Source organism: Caballeronia sp. RCC_10 (genome assembly GCF_041360715.1).
GTDB classification, from domain to species: domain Bacteria; phylum Pseudomonadota; class Gammaproteobacteria; order Burkholderiales; family Burkholderiaceae; genus Caballeronia; species Caballeronia grimmiae.
On the sequence record NZ_JBFUPT010000001.1, the window covers coordinates 611,766 to 626,993 of the forward strand.

The following is a 15,228-nucleotide window of genomic DNA, read 5'->3' on the forward strand; positions in this document are numbered from 1 at the left end:
TAAAGACGTTGAACTGCGATGGACAGAATGTAAGGGCGGAGGCCGCCTGGAACAACGAGCGCGCCGGCACTACACCGTCCCGCCGGTGGAGGTAATCGGAAACGTCCTGACATCGCGCCGCGCGCGATCCGGGTTCGGGTAAAATACCGCGCTTTTCGGCCGGCGGCGTCGTTGTATCGCTGCTGCAAGCCTGCGGGGCGGTCATCGTTGCGGGTTGGCGCGCAGCGGACCGGCGCACGGCGGGACGCTCGCCAATTTTGGCCACCTAGAATACGCACCGCCGGCGCTGAAGCCCGAACCAGCCGGTCGTCGAGCGCGACGCTTGCGAAACGGAGGCCGGTCCGGCGCGGTCCAGTGCGCGCCGGTCATATGTGGCGCACCTTACGAAGGAATCACCATGTTGCAAGGCTACGGTCCGCTGATCCTCGCGGGCACCTGGCAGACCGTCAAGCTGGCGGTGCTGTCGCTCGGGTTCGCCTTCGTGATCGGACTGATCGGCGCGGCGGCGAAGCTTTCCAGGAACCGGATCGCATCGGGCATCGGCACCGTCTACACGACGCTGATTCGCGGCGTGCCCGATCTCGTGCTGATGCTGCTGCTCTTTTACAGCATCCAGATCTGGCTGAACCTTCTGACCGATCAGCTCGGCTGGGACCAGATCGACATCGATCCGTTCCTCGCGGGCATTCTCGTGCTCGGCTTCATCTACGGCGCGTATTTCACCGAGACGTTTCGCGGCGCCTTCCTCTCGGTGCCGCGCGGCCAGCTCGAAGCGGGCGCGGCCTATGGCATGACGCCCTGGCAGACCTTCTCGCGCATCATGTTTCCGCAGATGATGCGTTTCGCGCTGCCGGGCATCGGGAATAACTGGCAGGTGATGGTCAAGGCGACGGCGCTGGTGTCGATCATCGGCCTCGCGGATGTCGTCAAAGCCGCGCAGGACGCCGGCAAGGGCACGCAGCGGTTCTTCTTCTTCACGCTGCTCGCGGGTGTGATCTATCTCGCGATCACGACGATCTCGAACTTCGTGCTGATCTGGCTCGAGCGGCGCTATTCCATCGGCGTGCGCAAAGCAGATCTCTGACCAGCCCCGTAATCAGCCCTGCAAACAGCCATCTCCAGCGAACAAGAGCGGCGGACTTCATGATCGAAATCATCCAGGAATTCTGGAAGAACTACCTTTTCACCGACGGCTATCGCACCACCGGTCTCGCCATCACGATGTGGCTGCTGGTCGTATCCATCGGCTTCGGCTTTTGCCTGTCCGTGCCGCTCGCCGTTGCACGCGTCTCGAAGAACAAGCTGCTTTCGCGCTCGGTGTGGCTCTACACGTACGTCTTTCGCGGCACGCCGCTCTACGTGCAGTTGCTGCTCTGCTATACGGGCCTCTACAGCCTGCAGGTCGTGCGCGATCATCAGGTGCTCGGCGAATTCTTCCGCAGCGGGATGAATTGCACGCTGCTCGCGTTCACGCTGAACACCTGCGCCTATACGACGGAAATCTTCGCCGGCGCGATCAAGGCGACGCCCTACGGCGAAATCGAAGCGGCGCGCGCCTATGGCATGTCGAGCTTCACGCTGTATCGCCGGGTGATTCTGCCGTCCGCGCTGCGCCGCGCGCTGCCGTACTACAGCAACGAAGTCATCCTGATGCTGCACGCGACGACCGTCGCGTTCACCGCGACCGTGCCGGACATTCTGAAAATCGCTCGCGACGTGAACTCGGCGACGTATCAGTCGTTCCAGGCGTTCGGCATCGCCGCCCTGCTCTACCTCGTCATTTCGTTCGCGCTCGTGTGGCTCTTCCGCCGCGCCGAGCACCGCTGGCTCGCGTACTTGCGGCCTCAAGGCAAATAAGTCAGGCAATAGTCGCCCCAGGACCGTTCATGAATTCCCAGAAGCACAAGCTTTTCGTCGACGACATCCACAAGCAGTACGGCAGCAATGAAGTGCTGAAAGGCGTGTCGCTGAAGGCGAACGCCGGCGATGTGATCAGCATCATCGGCTCGTCGGGCTCGGGCAAGAGCACGATGCTGCGTTGTATCAACTTTCTCGAGCAGCCGAATCGCGGGCGCATCTTCGTCGATGGCGCCGAAGTCCGCACGATGATGGACAAGAGCGGCGCACTGAAAGTCGCTGATCCGAAGCAGTTGCGTCAGGTCCGCTCGAAACTGTCGATGGTGTTCCAGCACTTCAATCTCTGGTCGCACATGAACGTGCTGGAGAACGTGATGGAGGCGCCCGTCAACGTACTCGGCCTACCGAAGAAGGAGGCCGAGGACCGGGCGCGCACCTATCTCGAGAAAGTGGGCCTCGCTCCGCGGCTCGAGAAGCAGTATCCGTCGCATCTGTCGGGCGGACAGCAGCAGCGCGTGGCGATCGCGCGGGCGCTGGCCATGCATCCCGACGTCATGCTCTTCGACGAGCCTACGTCCGCGCTCGATCCCGAGCTCGTCGGTGAAGTCCTGAAGGTGATGCAAACGCTCGCCGAAGAGGGCCGCACGATGGTCGTCGTCACGCATGAAATGGCGTTCGCGCGCAACGTGTCGAATCACGTGGTGTTTCTGCATCAGGGACGCATCGAAGAAGAAGGTCATCCCGATGCGCTCTTCGGCAGCCCCAAGAGCGAGCGCCTGAAGCAGTTCCTTTCGGGCAGTCTCAAATAAGCAGACGAAACACAGCTAAAAAGCGCCGAAAGGCGCTTTTTTTACGTCTGTGAGCCGCGAAGGAGGCACTTACGCGGACTAGCGCCGCCGCGTTTCCACGTCAATAGGCGTCATACCCGACTCCGGAAACCAGCCGGTCCGGGAGCCTTGTGGGGCAAGGATTTCCGGACCGTTTCCCAAGCTGTGGGTAGCGCACCCACCACACTAGCATTGCGTTTTCGACACACAGTCCGCTCAAACGTCAATTTCTTTTGGCGTCTGTGACGTATTTTGTTAAATTGGTAACGAAAGTACCAAAACGAAGTACCCAAAAAGTAGTTTTACTTCAAAACAAAGTGAGGAGACACCGATCGACGGGTCGGCGTCACGTTCGCGCGGCCGACGCGTGATCGCCATGAGCACTACTGCCCGCGCGTGTGTCTTTCTCTGAAAACAATTTTCGGTTGGGTGCCCTCGCATCGAACCGCACACGGCAGCACTTTGGGTTCTATTTCTTGACAGGGTTGGAGGAGATGATGAAGAAAGCTTTGCTCGCGGCAGCAGCACTGCTGACGTTCAGCGCGGTGGCTCATGCTCAAAGCAGCGTGACGCTTTACGGTCGCCTGGACGCGGGGCTCGAGTACATGAACGGCGTGCCGACCGGTCCCGCCGGCGCACCCGCCACCGGTTCGTCGCACCGTTTCCGCGCGGAAAGCGGCGACTGGGGCACGAGCCTGTGGGGTTTGAAGGGCGTCGAAGATCTGGGCGGCGGCTATCGCGCCGTGTTCCAGTTGGAAGGCAGCTTCAACACCATGACGGGCCAGGGCCCGGGCAATAACGGCATCTTCAATCGCTGGGCGACGGTCGGTATCGCGAACAACCAGTTCGGTACGCTGTTGCTGGGCCGTGAACTCTTCATCGCAAACGGTGTATGGGACTTCGATCCGTTCGGCCAGTCGAACTGGTCGTCGGCATCGCTGGTTCGTGGCCGCAACTGGCCGCAATCGAGCAACAACATTTCGTACCAGTCGCCGAAGTTCGCGGGCTTCGACTTCTACGGCCAGTACTCGCTGTCGAACGCGACGAACTGGAACGGTAACGGCACCACGCCGCAAGGCCGTGAAGCCGGCGCGTACATCACGTACACCACGCCGCTCTTCCAAATTCGCGGCATGTACGATGAAATCCGCAATCCGGCCAACGGTACGCTGGGCGGCGTGTACAACGCCATCGACGGCGGCGCGGGCGGCAACGGCGCGTACGCATACTCGCGTGAGTACACGGCGATGTTCAACGTGTTCCTCGGCCAGTTCAAGGTTCAGGGCGCATACCAGGCGATCCGCTCGTCCGGCATGACGGGCCAGTTGCCCGGCCAGCCGACCACGCTCGATCACGAATGGGGCGGCGTGACGTGGCAAGCGACGCCGGCAGCCGCGCTGATCGCGGCGGTCTACCACGTGAACGGCAACAACGGCGCGGGTAACGCGACCATCTACACGGTCGGCGGCTCGTACAACCTGTCGAAGCGCACGCTGCTCGACCTGCAAGTTGCAACGGTGCAGAACAGCAAGACGGCAAACTACGGTCTGAATGCCAACAACTACGGTTCGGCTGCATCGACGGACAACCCGTTCCCCGGCCACAGCCAGACGGGTGTTTATGCAGGCATCCAGCACTCGTTCTGATCGTTTGAATCGACGAGGCTGAATCAAGAATAGTTTTATAGAGTTTTCACGCTGCTGCGAGAGGCGCGTATCGGTGCGATGCCCGAAAGGGTATCGCACCGTTTTTTATTTGTGACCGCATCTGTCATATTGAATCAAAAGTACAGATTCGACCCCTTCCAAAAAGTAGTTTTCCTTCAGAATTCCGTCCAAAAACGGGCCGTATCCGCTTGCTTTTGCACAGCGCGGGCTTCCCGTCGAACGAGTTCCGGTCGATGCAATGGCATCGAACCGTGCAGCAGTAGTGAGTTCACTTTGATGGAGTTGGAGGAGATATGAAAAAGGCTTTGCTTGCAGCGGCAGCGCTGTTGACGTTCGGCGCCGCGGCGCATGCCCAGAGCAGCGTGACGCTGTACGGCCGGCTCGACGCGGGTCTCGAATACATGAACGGCGTGCCGACCGGCAACCCGGCGAACGCAACCGCGAGCCGCATCCGCGCGGAAAGTGGCGACTGGGGCACCAGCCTGTGGGGTCTGAAGGGCGCTGAAGACCTGGGCGGCGGCTACCGCGCCGTGTTCCAGCTCGAAGGCAGCTTCAACACGATGAACGGCCAGGGTCCGGACAACAACCGCATTTTCAATCGCTGGGCGACGGTCGGTCTCGCAAGCGATCGCCTCGGCACGGTCCTGCTCGGCCGCGAACTGTTCGTGTCGAACGGCGTGTGGGACTTCGATCCGTTTGGTCAGTCGAACTGGTCGTCGGCATCGCTGGTGCGTAGCCGCAACTGGCCGCAATCGAGCAACAACATCTCGTATCAGTCGCCGAAGTTCGCGGGCTTCGACTTCTACGGCCAATATGCGCTGTCCAACGCGACGAGCTGGAACGGCAACGGCACGACGCCGCAGGGCCGCGAAGCCGGCGCGTACGTCACGTACACGTCGCCCTACTTCCAGCTTCGCGGCATGTACGATGAAATCCGCAATCCGGGCAACGGCACGCTCGGCGGCGATTACAACGGCAACAACGGCGTCTACGACTACTCCCGCGAATATTCGGCGATGGCCAACGTGTTCCTCGGCCAGTTCAAGCTGCAAGCCGGCTATCAGGCCGTCCGTTCTTCCGGCATGACGGGCCAGCTGCCCGGCCAGCCGACCACGCTCGATCACGAATGGGGCGGCGTGACGTGGCAAGCCACGCCGGCAGCCGCGCTGACGGCTGCGGTCTACCATGTGAACGGCAACAACGGCGCGGGCAATGCGACGATGTACACGCTCGGCGGCTCGTACAACCTGTCGAAGCGCACGCTGTTCGACCTCCAGGTCGCGACGGTGCAAAACAGCAAGACGGCGAACTATGGCCTGAACGCCAACGGCGTCGGCACGGGTCCGGCGACCGACAATCCGTTCCCTGGCCGCAGCCAGACGGGCGTGTACGCGGGCATCCAGCACTCGTTCTGAGCGGCGTTCGGGCTTGACGGCGCGGCATCTTTTCGGATGCCGTACCGTTTGTTCAGCGACACGCATAAGAAAAGGGGCTGCCGATTCACATCGGCGGCCCCTTCTTCATTGCACGCAAGCCAACCGGACGTTAATCCCTCGCCACGCCCGACGCGCCGTGGCTGAGCCAGTCGAGCACCGCGGCGGCGTCATCGTCGCCCGATTGACGCGCCTTCGCGACCGTCTCGCTGAGCGTCGCCCCCGGCTTCGGCGCGGCACGCCGGATCGCCACGCCGACCGCGAGAATGTCGATGATGACGAGATGCAGGATGCGCGAGATCATCGACAGTTGTGATTCGCGGATCTCGATGTGATCGGTCTCCAGCGCCACGGTCGCGCGCTTGGCGAGCGGCGTGTTGCTCGATGTGATCGCGATCACGGTCGCGCCCTGCTGCATCGCCACTTCGAGCACGCGCAACAGTTCGGGCGCGCGGCCCGACTTCGACACGGCGACGATCACATCGCCCTTGCCGAGCAGCGCCGCCGACGCCGCCTGCATGTAGAGATCGCCGTAAGCGATCGTCGGGATGCCGAAGCGGAAGAACTTGTAGTGCGCGTCCTGCGCGACGATGTTGGAATTCCCGAGCCCGTAAAACTCGATGCGACGCGCGCCGTTGAGAATGTCGATCGCGCGCTCGACGTTGTCGAAGTTGAGATGCTCGCGCAGCTGCAGGATGGCGGACACGGTGTTGTCGAGCACCTTCGCGCCGAAATCGGTGGCGGTGTCGCCGAGATGCACCTGGCTGTGGCTGACGGGAATGGTCCCTGTCAGGCCCGTCGCGAGCTTGAGCTTGAAGTCGGACAGACCCTGGCAGCCGAGCGAGCGGCAGAAGCGGATCACGGTCGGCTGGCTCACGTCGGCCTTGCGCGCGATGTCGATGATCGGATCGTTGATGATCGAACGCGGATGATTCAGCGCGAGGTCCGCCACGCGCCGCTCGGCGGGCGTGAGCGCGTCGCGCATCTGGCGGATGCGCTCGAACACCGCCGACGAGCCGCTATTCGCGCGATTCGACAGTTGCTCCGCGAGAATCGCGGACACGCCCAGAAACGCGGGATACTCAGCGGTGATGACGTAAGTCGGGATGCCGGACAGATATTGCTGGAAGCGCCCTTTCGCCTCGAATCGTTCGCGAAAAGGCGACGCGTGGAACAGCTCGCCCAGCTTCAGCACCACGCCGCCGCCGATATAAATGCCGCCCAGCGCGCCCAGCGTCACCGCGATATTTCCCGAGAACGTGCCGAGGATGCCGCAGAAGCAGTTCACCGCCTGAAGCGCGAGCGCTTCGCCTTCGTGGGCGCGGCGGGTGACGTCGGCGCTGCTGAAATCGTCCGCGACCGCAACGCCGTCGCGTTCCGCAAACGCGCGATAAATCAGCTCGAGGCCCGGACCCGCGCATACGCGTTCGAACGACACATGCGGCCACTTGCGGCGCGCGTATCGCATGACCAGGTCTTCGTCTTCGTCGAACGGCGAGAACGTCGCATGGCCGCCTTCGCTGCCGAGCGCAATCCAGCGGTCGGCGGCGGGAATGAGGCCCGACACGCCGAGGCCGGTGCCGGGGCCGAGCAAGCCGATCACGCTGTTCTGCCGGCGCGCGCCGCCGCCGATCTGCACGCGCTGCGCATCGGTGAGGCCGGGCAGCGCCATCGCCAAGGCGGTGAAGTCGTTGACGACGAGCAGCGTATCGAAGCCGAGCGCGCGGCGCGTCGCTTCGATCGAGAAGCTCCAGTCGTGATTGGTCATTTTCACGTGATCGCCGTCCACCGGATTCGCGATCGCGATGGCCGCATGGTTCACGCGGCCGACCTTCGTGTCCTTCAGATACTGCTGCATCACCTCCGCGATGCCGGGGTAATCGGCGCCCGGATAAACGCGGATTTGCGCGATTTCTCCCGGCGCCGTCTCCAGCGCGAAGCGCGCGTTGGTGCCGCCGATGTCGGCGAGCAGCCTCGGTCCATCGGCGTGGCTCGCGGCCTGCGCGACCTTATGCACACCAGTAGACATCGAGCTTCACTCCTTCATCGTTGGCCAGCGTCGAGATGGCGTTCTTTTGGCGGGCGGCGAGCGCCGCATTGAGTACGTCGAGCTTCTTCTGGCCGGAGATGAAGAGAAAAAGCTGGCTGACCTGTTTCAGCGCGGACATCGACAGGCTCACGCGCGCATGCGGCGCGCTGCCCGGATGCACGGCGACGAAGCGGTCCTGCGTGGAAATCGCGAAGTCCCATTCGGGCGCATCCGCGAAGATGGACGCCGTATGGCCGTCCTCGCCCATGCCGAGCACGGCGACATCGGGCAGGCGGCGGCGCGGGTCGGCGTTCAAGGCCGCGACGTGCGCTTCCAGCGTGGCCGAGGTATCGACGAGCGGCAGGAAGTACGCCGCCGCCGCAGCGTTCTGCAGCAGCGTCCCGCGCACGAGCTGCGCGTTGCTCGCAGGATCCGATTCGGGCACCCAGCGATCGTCGACGAGCGTGACGTCGATATGGGCCCAGTCGAGCGGCTCTTGCGACAGCGTCTGCAAGAACGGGCGCGGACTCGTGCCGCCCGATACCGCGAGCGTGGCGTGCGCCGGCTGTCCGTTGGGCTGCGCGCTGGCATCCGCCGATGCGGCGCCTCGTGCCGCGAGCGACGCGGCAAGCGCGTCGCTGACGGCTTTCGCCAGCGCGTCCGAGTGGGCGCGCGGGTCGTCGAAAGTGCGAAGCTCGATCACTGCTCCTCCATCCTGCTTGTCTGGTTTATCGACCCGCTTTTGCCGCGAAGCCGCGAACGGTCCGCGAAGCGGTGTGGGTGCTGACGTTCGCGCCGCGTCCCTCTGTGGGAGACCGTCGGCGCGACGCCCTTAATTCTCTTCTTCCAGCCAGCACGTGCCGTGTTGCGCGAGCATGGCGCTCGACGCCGCCGGCCCCCACGTGCCCGCCGCATAGGGCTTCGGCTTGTTGGTAGACGTGGCCCATGCGTTGAGGATCGGTTCCACCCAGCGCCACGCGGCTTCCTGCTCGTCGCGCCGCACGAAGAGGGCCAGCCGGCCGCGGATCACGTCCAGCAAGAGCCGCTGATACGCCTCCATCTGCCCTTCCTTGAAAAACTGGTCGAACGCGAGGTCCAGATGGACGCTTGCGAGATTCATGCCCTCGCCCGGCTGTTTGGCGAGGCAATACAGGCGAATGGTTTCGTTCGGCTGCAAGCGGATCACGAGCCGGTTCGCGCCGGCGCGCAACGCGTTCGCACCGAGCGCCGAGTGCGGCACCGGCCGGAAATTGACGACGATCTCCGCGACCCGGTCGGCGAGCCGCTTGCCGGTGCGCAGGAAGAACGGCACGCCGGCCCACCGCCAGTTTTCGATTTCGACCTTCAGCGCGACGAAGGTTTCGGTGTTGCTGTCCGGACGCACGCCCGGCTCGGTGACATACGCCGGCACCGCTGCGCCGCGAATCACGCCCGCATGATACTGACCGCGCACCGCGACGCGGCTGATGTCGCGCTCGTCGATGGGCTTCAGCGCGCGCAGCACGCGCAGCTTTTCGTCGCGCACGGAGTCGGAATCCATCGAGTGCGGCGGTTCCATCGTCACGATGGAAAGCAGTTGCAGCAAGTGGTTCTGCACCATGTCGCGCAGCGCGCCGGTGTTGTCGTAGAAGTCGCCGCGCGCTTCGACGCCCAGTTCCTCGGCGATGGTGATCTGAATGCTCTCGACCCATTCGCGCCGCCATAGCGGCTCGAACAGCGCATTGCCGAAGCGCAGCGCGAGCAGGTTCTGCACCGGCTCCTTGCCGAGGTAATGGTCGATCCGGTAGATCTGCTCTTCCTGGAAGATCTCGCCGACGGCGTCGTTGATGGCGTTCGACGATTCCAGGTCATAACCGAGCGGCTTTTCGAGCACGATGCGCGCGTTCTCGTTCAGCCCCACTTGCGCCAGCGCCCGGCAGATGGGCACGAAGAGCGACGGCCCGGTCGCCAGATAGAAGACGCGCGTACCGTCATGCTGGGACAGCGCGTCGCGCAGCACGACGAAGTCTTCGGCGCGGCCCAGGTCGAGCTGCACGTATTGAATGCGCTCGAGAAAGCTGCGCCACGCCGATTCGTCGAGGCCCTTCTTCGACACGTGCGGTTTCACGTGCTCTTCGACCCACGCGAGGTATTCGCCCGGCGCCTGTTCGCCCCGCGCGACCGCGACGATCTTGCCCGAAGGCGCCAGCATGCCCGCGCGATGGGCCTCGAACAGCGCGGGAAGAATCTTGCGCATCGACAGGTCGCCGGTCCCGCCGAACAGCACGAAGATGAAATTCGAGTCGGTTTGCATGAGTCTCCAGGCCGCGTGTGTAGTCGGTGGGACGTCGAACAGAGAGCTAGCGTAGTTCGACAAAATTTTTTTTGACACTGAATTGTAGTTTAACTACAATCCAAATCAAGAGGAAATGTCATCCGGGAAAAAAATGGCTTGTCAATCAGAAGCTGAGTGTTTTCCCTAGGACATTGTTCTGAACGCATGTTAACGGAGTCCGGACATCGCTGCTTTCAAGCACCTTCGGGCTTCGCGTGCAAATCAGCCTCGCGCCTGTACGCCTTCGCCCGCAATGCATCGCGGCCGTTGGCGCCGGCAAAAACCAAAAGCAATTACTTTGCATGGGACCGGAACAGGCGCGAAACCGCCGGCTTCGGTCGAGAGGAGACAGTCGTTGCGATCCAACTCACTCATTCCTTGAGAGCCGTGCGGCCGAACATCGGTCTGCCGGCCCTGCCCGCGCGTGCGCGAATCATCATGCGCGCCGCACGCTTTCCCGCCGACACCGCCGATTCCCCGGCCACCGCTGCACCCGTTTCACCCTTCTTTTTTCGACGCTTCTGGCGACATCAGGGGCCAATCGTTTTTTGTTCAGGTGTCTGGAGGAGATAAACAATGAAAGTCCGTAAGCTCATGGGCGCGCTCTGCGCCGCAGGTCTTCTGTGCGGCGCGACGGCGTCGGCGGTGCAGGCTGCCGAAGCCGTGTCCGTGCTGCACTGGTGGACCTCGGGCGGTGAATCGAAGGCGGTCGGCGTGCTCAAGGACGACATGACCAAGCAGGGTTACACCTGGAAGGACTTCGCCGTCGCAGGCGGCGCAGGCGCTGCTGCAATGACCGCGCTGAAGACGCAGGTCATCTCGGGCAATGCGCCGACGGCGGCCCAGATCAAGGGTCCGCTGATCCAGGAATGGGCGGAGCAAGGCGTGCTCGTGCCGATCGATTCCGTCGCCGGCGACTGGAAGAAGAACCTGCCGCCTGAAATCGACAAGATCATCCACGCGGACGGCAAATACGTCGCGGCGCCGTTCTCGGTGCATCGCGTGAACTGGCTGTACATCAACAAGGCCGCGCTCGACAAGGCAGGCGGCAAGGTGCCGACGACCTGGGCCGAGTTCTTCCAGGTGGCCGACAAGATGAAGGCCGCGGGCATCCAGCCGGTCGCGATGGGCGGTCAGCCGTGGCAAGACCTGACGCTGTGGGAAGACGTCGTGCTGTCGGAGGGCGCGGACTTCTACAAGAAGGCAATCGTCGACCTCGACCAGAAGACGCTGACCTCGGACAAGATGGTTCAGGTGTTCGACACGGTCCGCAAGATCCAGGGTTACTTCGACAACGGCCGCACCGGCCGTGACTGGAACCTTGCTACCGCCATGGTCATCAACGGCAAGGCCGGCATGCAGTTCATGGGCGACTGGGCGAAGGGCGAATTCGCCGGCGCGAACAAGAAGGCCGGCACGGACTACATCTGCGCCGCGGTGCCGGGCACGGAGAAGTCGTACACGTTCAACGTCGACTCGTTCGTGTTCTTCCAGCAGAAGGGCCAGAAGGCCGCCACGCCGGGCCAGCTCGCGCTCGCAAAGACCATCATGTCGCCGGAATTCCAGGAGCAGTTCAGCCTGAACAAAGGCTCGATCCCGGTTCGTCTGGGCGTGAAGATGGACAAGTTCGACGACTGCGCGAAGAAGTCCTACTCTGATGAACAGACGGCGATCAAATCGGGCGGCTATGTTCCGTCGCTCGCTCACGGCATGGCTCAGGGCGACGCGACCGCTGGCGCGATGACCGACGTCGTGACGAAGTTCATGAATTCGTCGCAGGATTCCAAGAGCGCCGTCGCTGCGCTCGCGAACGCCGCCAAGACGAAGTAAGCACGAAGCCTGAAGGACGGGCGGCGCGCGGCGGATCATCGCCGTGCGCCGCCCGACCGGCGATACGCCGCATCGAGCGTCCCTTGACGCTCCAAGCCAGCCCAATCCGAAAGCACCACCTGTCGCCACAAGCGCGCGAGTCAGTGTTCATCAGCGCGCAAGAGCGCCAACAAGCGCCGGCGCATCTTCCAGGAGTCGAGTTGTGACTGCCTCCCTCAGCGGTACCGCGGAAAAGAGTCCGCACCAGCCTCGCCGCGCCTCGCCCACGGCGGCGCTCGCCGATCGCTGGATTCCCAAGCTGGTGCTCGCTCCCAGCATCCTGATCGCGCTCGTGTTCGTGTACGGCTTCATCCTCATCACGGGCTATCTGTCGCTGACGAATTCGCGCCTGATGCCCCGCTACGAGTTCTCGGGCCTCGACCGCTATCGACAACTGTTCGACAACGATGTCTGGTGGACTTCCGCCGCCAATCTCGGCTGGTTCGGCATTCCGTTCATCGGCATCTGCGTGGGCCTCGGCCTGTTCCTCGCGATCCTGCTCGATCAGAGGATCCGCAACGAAGGCGCACTGCGCGCGATCTTTCTCTATCCGATGGCGCTCTCGTTCATCGTGACCGGCACCGCGTGGCAGTGGATTCTCAATCCCGGCCTCGGCATCGAAAAGGTGTTCCACGACTGGGGCTGGACGAGCTTCTCGTTCAACTGGCTCAACGATCCCGACAAGGCCATTTTCTGCGTCGTGATCGCGGCGGTCTGGCAATCGACCGGCTTCGTGATGGCGCTCTTCCTTGCGGGCCTGCGCGGCGTCGACAGCGAAATCTTCAAGGCTGCGCAAGTGGATGGCGCGACGCTGCCGACCATCTATCGCAAGATCGTGATTCCGAGCATGCGGCCGGTTTTCTTCTCCGTGCTGCTGATTCTCTGCCACATCACGATCAAGACGTTCGACCTCGTCGTCGCGCTGACGGCGGGCGGGCCGGGCACCTCGTCGTCGCTGCCGGCCATCTTCATGTACACGTTCTCGTTCAACCGGGGACAACTGGGCGTGGGCGCCGCTTCGTCGATGATGATGCTCGCCACCGTCGTCGCGGTGCTCGTGCCGCTGATGTATCTTGAATCGAGGAGCACCCGCAATGCAGCCTAAGATGACGATCAGCCGCGCCGTCATTTACGCGGTGCTCATATTGTTCGCGCTTTACTTCCTGTTCCCGATCTACGTGATGCTGTCCACGTCGTTCAAGGATCTCGACCAGCTTCGCACGGGCAACCTGCTCACGCCGCCCACGCACTTCACGTTCGCGCCGTGGGTGAAGGCGTGGCAGGAAGCGTGTACCGGCGTGCGTTGCGACGGCATGCAGCCGTTCTTCATGAACTCGGTGCGCATGGTGATTCCGGCCGTGCTGATCTCGTCGATCGTCGGCGCGTTCAACGGCTATGTGCTCACGCACTGGCGCTTTCGCGGCGCGGATGCGTTCTTCACGATGCTGCTCGTCGGCTGCTTCATCCCGTTCCAGGCCATTCTGCTGCCGATGGCGCGTCTGCAGGGCTTCCTCGGCCTGTCGAACACGACGAGCGGTCTCGTGCTCGTGCACGTGATCTACGGCATCGCGTTCACGACGATGTTCTTCCGCAACTTCTACGTGAGCATTCCGGCGGAACTCGTGAAGGCGGCGCGCATCGACGGCGCGGGCTTCTTCACCATCTTCACGAAGATCCTGCTGCCCGTCTCGCTGCCGATTTTCATGGTCTGCCTGATCTGGCAGTTCACGCAGATCTGGAACGACTTCCTGTTCGGCATCGTGTTTTCGGGCGTCGATTCGATGCCGATCACGGTCGCGCTGAACAACCTCGTCAATACGTCGACGGGTGTGAAGGAATACAACGTCGACATGGCGGGCGCGATCATCGCGGCGTTGCCGACGATTCTCGTCTACATGATCGCGGGACGTTATTTCGTGCGCGGCCTGACGGCGGGCGCGGTGAAGGGTTGAGCGCGCAGCGGCGCGCGTCCCCTGCTGAACAGACAACATAGAGGATTCAAGCATGGCAAGCCTTTCCATCCGTGACGTGTACAAGACCTACCCGAACGGGGTGCCGGTTCTCAAGGGCGTCAATATCGACATCGAGGACGGTCAGTTCCTGATCCTCGTCGGCGGCTCGGGCTGCGGCAAGTCCACGCTGCTCAACATGATCGCCGGTCTCGAGACCGTGACCAAGGGCGACATCATGATCGACGGCAAGACGGTCAACAACCTCTCGCCGAAGGACCGCGACATCGCGATGGTGTTCCAGTCGTACGCGCTCTACCCTTCCATGAGCGTGCGCGACAACATCTCGTTCGGCCTCAACATCCGCAAGGTGCCGAAGGACGAGCAGAAGAAGATCGTCGATCGCGTGTCCGAGACGCTGCAGATCGGCCATTTGCTCGACCGCAAGCCCGGCCAGTTGTCGGGCGGCCAGCGTCAGCGCGTCGCGATGGGCCGCGCGCTCGCCCGCGATCCCGTCATGTTCCTGTTCGACGAACCGCTCTCGAACCTCGACGCGAAACTGCGCATCGAGATGCGTTCGGAAATCAAGCTGCTGCATCAGCGTCTCGGCACGACCATCGTGTACGTGACGCACGACCAGATCGAAGCGATGACGCTCGGCGACCGCATCGCCGTGATGAAGGATGGCGTCGTGCAGCAGTTCGGCGCGCCGCAGGAAATCTACGATTCGCCGTCGAACCTGTTCGTCGCGGGCTTCATCGGCGCGCCGCCGATGAACTTCATCACCGGCAAGCTGGTCGAGTCCGGCTCGGGCGTCGGCCTGCAGATCGATACGGGCGTCACGCAGAAAGTGCTGAACCTGCCGTTCGATGCATCGCGCCTGCGCGGCAAGATCGGCCAGGACGTGGTGCTCGGCCTGCGTCCGGAACGCATCACCGATGCGCGCAGCGCCCACGACGTGTCGGACGCGGCCCTGCAACCGATCGACGTGCGGGTGGACGTCATCGAGCCGACCGGCCCGGACACGCTGGTGTTCGCGCAGGTGAACGGCAAGCGCATCGTGTCGCGCGTGCACCCGGCGTCGAACCCGCAGCCGATGTCGAACACGACGCTGCTGTTCGACGTCTCGAAGGCCGTGCTGTTCGACCCGCAGACGGAAGAGCGTCTGGCCTGAACGTTCGCGCTAACCGCATCGCTTTCGAAGCCGCGCTCATCGCGCGGCTTTTTCTTTGCGCGTCGGTTTTTCGCCGCGTGCGGCACAATCACCGCTTCGACATTCGCCT

At 63.0% G+C, this 15,228-nt stretch carries 12 protein-coding genes; 9 read left to right on the forward strand and 3 right to left on the reverse strand.

The annotated features are described in order from the left end of the window. Positions 1-397: 397 nt before the first annotated feature. The 5 genes from AB6804_RS02910 (at position 398) to AB6804_RS02930 (ending at position 5,766) form a co-directional block, all read left to right on the forward strand. On the forward strand, positions 398-1,084 hold the full coding sequence (locus AB6804_RS02910; RefSeq protein ID WP_035960691.1) for an ABC transporter permease: 687 nt from the start codon (positions 398-400) through the stop codon (positions 1,082-1,084). 59 nt (positions 1,085-1,143) lie between these two features. Beyond that, positions 1,144-1,857 (forward strand): ABC transporter permease, encoded by a 714-nt coding sequence (locus tag AB6804_RS02915; protein WP_370885153.1) that lies wholly within the window; start codon positions 1,144-1,146, stop codon positions 1,855-1,857. Positions 1,858-1,886: 29 nt separating this feature from the next. Beyond that, positions 1,887-2,666 (forward strand): ABC transporter ATP-binding protein, encoded by a 780-nt coding sequence (locus AB6804_RS02920; protein WP_035960688.1) that lies wholly within the window; start codon positions 1,887-1,889, stop codon positions 2,664-2,666. A 515-nt stretch (positions 2,667-3,181) separates the two neighbouring features. Then, positions 3,182-4,330: a porin gene (locus tag AB6804_RS02925; protein ID WP_035961139.1), complete on the forward strand. Its 1,149-nt coding sequence runs from the start codon at positions 3,182-3,184 to the stop codon at positions 4,328-4,330. A gap of 314 nt (positions 4,331-4,644) precedes the next feature. Then, the gene (locus AB6804_RS02930; protein WP_370885154.1) at positions 4,645-5,766 is read left to right on the forward strand and encodes a porin; all 1,122 of its coding nucleotides are present in this window, start codon (positions 4,645-4,647) and stop codon (positions 5,764-5,766) included. Positions 5,767-5,896: 130 nt separating this feature from the next. On the opposite strand, the gene AB6804_RS02935 is transcribed toward AB6804_RS02930, so the two are convergent. The 3 genes from AB6804_RS02935 to zwf all read right to left on the reverse strand — a co-directional run bounded on the left by AB6804_RS02935 (position 5,897) and on the right by zwf (position 10,106). Beyond that, positions 5,897-7,813: a bifunctional transcriptional regulator/glucokinase gene (locus AB6804_RS02935; protein WP_370885155.1), complete on the reverse strand. Its 1,917-nt coding sequence runs from the start codon at positions 7,811-7,813 to the stop codon at positions 5,897-5,899. After that, entirely contained in the window at positions 7,794-8,516 is a 723-nt protein-coding gene (gene pgl, locus AB6804_RS02940; protein WP_370885156.1) for a 6-phosphogluconolactonase, read from the reverse strand. The genes AB6804_RS02935 and pgl overlap by 20 nt, the downstream gene beginning before the upstream one ends. Before the next feature lie 129 nt (positions 8,517-8,645). Beyond that, positions 8,646-10,106 carry a glucose-6-phosphate dehydrogenase gene (gene zwf / locus AB6804_RS02945; protein WP_370885157.1) on the reverse strand — a complete coding sequence of 487 codons (1,461 nt, stop codon included), beginning with the start codon at positions 10,104-10,106 and terminating at the stop codon, positions 8,646-8,648. Positions 10,107-10,703: 597 nt separating this feature from the next. Between zwf and AB6804_RS02950 the strand changes: the two genes are divergently transcribed. From AB6804_RS02950 to AB6804_RS02965, 4 genes are all read left to right on the forward strand, one after another. Then, positions 10,704-11,957 (forward strand): ABC transporter substrate-binding protein, encoded by a 1,254-nt coding sequence (locus AB6804_RS02950; RefSeq protein WP_035960681.1) that lies wholly within the window; start codon positions 10,704-10,706, stop codon positions 11,955-11,957. Between the two features lie 202 nt (positions 11,958-12,159). Further along, complete coding sequence (locus tag AB6804_RS02955; protein WP_035960680.1) at positions 12,160-13,101, forward strand: carbohydrate ABC transporter permease; 942 nt, start codon at positions 12,160-12,162, stop codon at positions 13,099-13,101. Further along, entirely contained in the window at positions 13,091-13,948 is an 858-nt protein-coding gene (locus tag AB6804_RS02960) for a carbohydrate ABC transporter permease (protein ID WP_035960679.1), read from the forward strand. Before AB6804_RS02955 ends, AB6804_RS02960 begins: the two co-directional genes overlap by 11 nt. 52 nt (positions 13,949-14,000) lie before the next feature. After that, the gene (locus tag AB6804_RS02965) at positions 14,001-15,119 is read left to right on the forward strand and encodes an ABC transporter ATP-binding protein (RefSeq protein WP_370885158.1); all 1,119 of its coding nucleotides are present in this window, start codon (positions 14,001-14,003) and stop codon (positions 15,117-15,119) included. Positions 15,120-15,228: the final 109 nt, after the last annotated feature.

Coding starts and splice junctions, on each gene's coding strand:
- zwf (WP_370885157.1), bottom strand. CDS start 10,106: ATGCAAACCGACTCGAATTTCATCTTCGTGCTGTTCGGCGGGACCGGC.
- AB6804_RS02920 (WP_035960688.1), top strand. CDS start 1,887: ATGAATTCCCAGAAGCACAAGCTTTTCGTCGACGACATCCACAAGCAG.
- AB6804_RS02930 (WP_370885154.1), top strand. CDS start 4,645: ATGAAAAAGGCTTTGCTTGCAGCGGCAGCGCTGTTGACGTTCGGCGCC.
- AB6804_RS02935 (WP_370885155.1), bottom strand. CDS start 7,813: ATGTCTACTGGTGTGCATAAGGTCGCGCAGGCCGCGAGCCACGCCGAT.
- AB6804_RS02965 (WP_370885158.1), top strand. CDS start 14,001: ATGGCAAGCCTTTCCATCCGTGACGTGTACAAGACCTACCCGAACGGG.
- AB6804_RS02950 (WP_035960681.1), top strand. CDS start 10,704: ATGAAAGTCCGTAAGCTCATGGGCGCGCTCTGCGCCGCAGGTCTTCTG.
- AB6804_RS02925 (WP_035961139.1), top strand. CDS start 3,182: ATGAAGAAAGCTTTGCTCGCGGCAGCAGCACTGCTGACGTTCAGCGCG.
- AB6804_RS02915 (WP_370885153.1), top strand. CDS start 1,144: ATGATCGAAATCATCCAGGAATTCTGGAAGAACTACCTTTTCACCGAC.
- AB6804_RS02910 (WP_035960691.1), top strand. CDS start 398: ATGTTGCAAGGCTACGGTCCGCTGATCCTCGCGGGCACCTGGCAGACC.
- AB6804_RS02960 (WP_035960679.1), top strand. CDS start 13,091: ATGCAGCCTAAGATGACGATCAGCCGCGCCGTCATTTACGCGGTGCTC.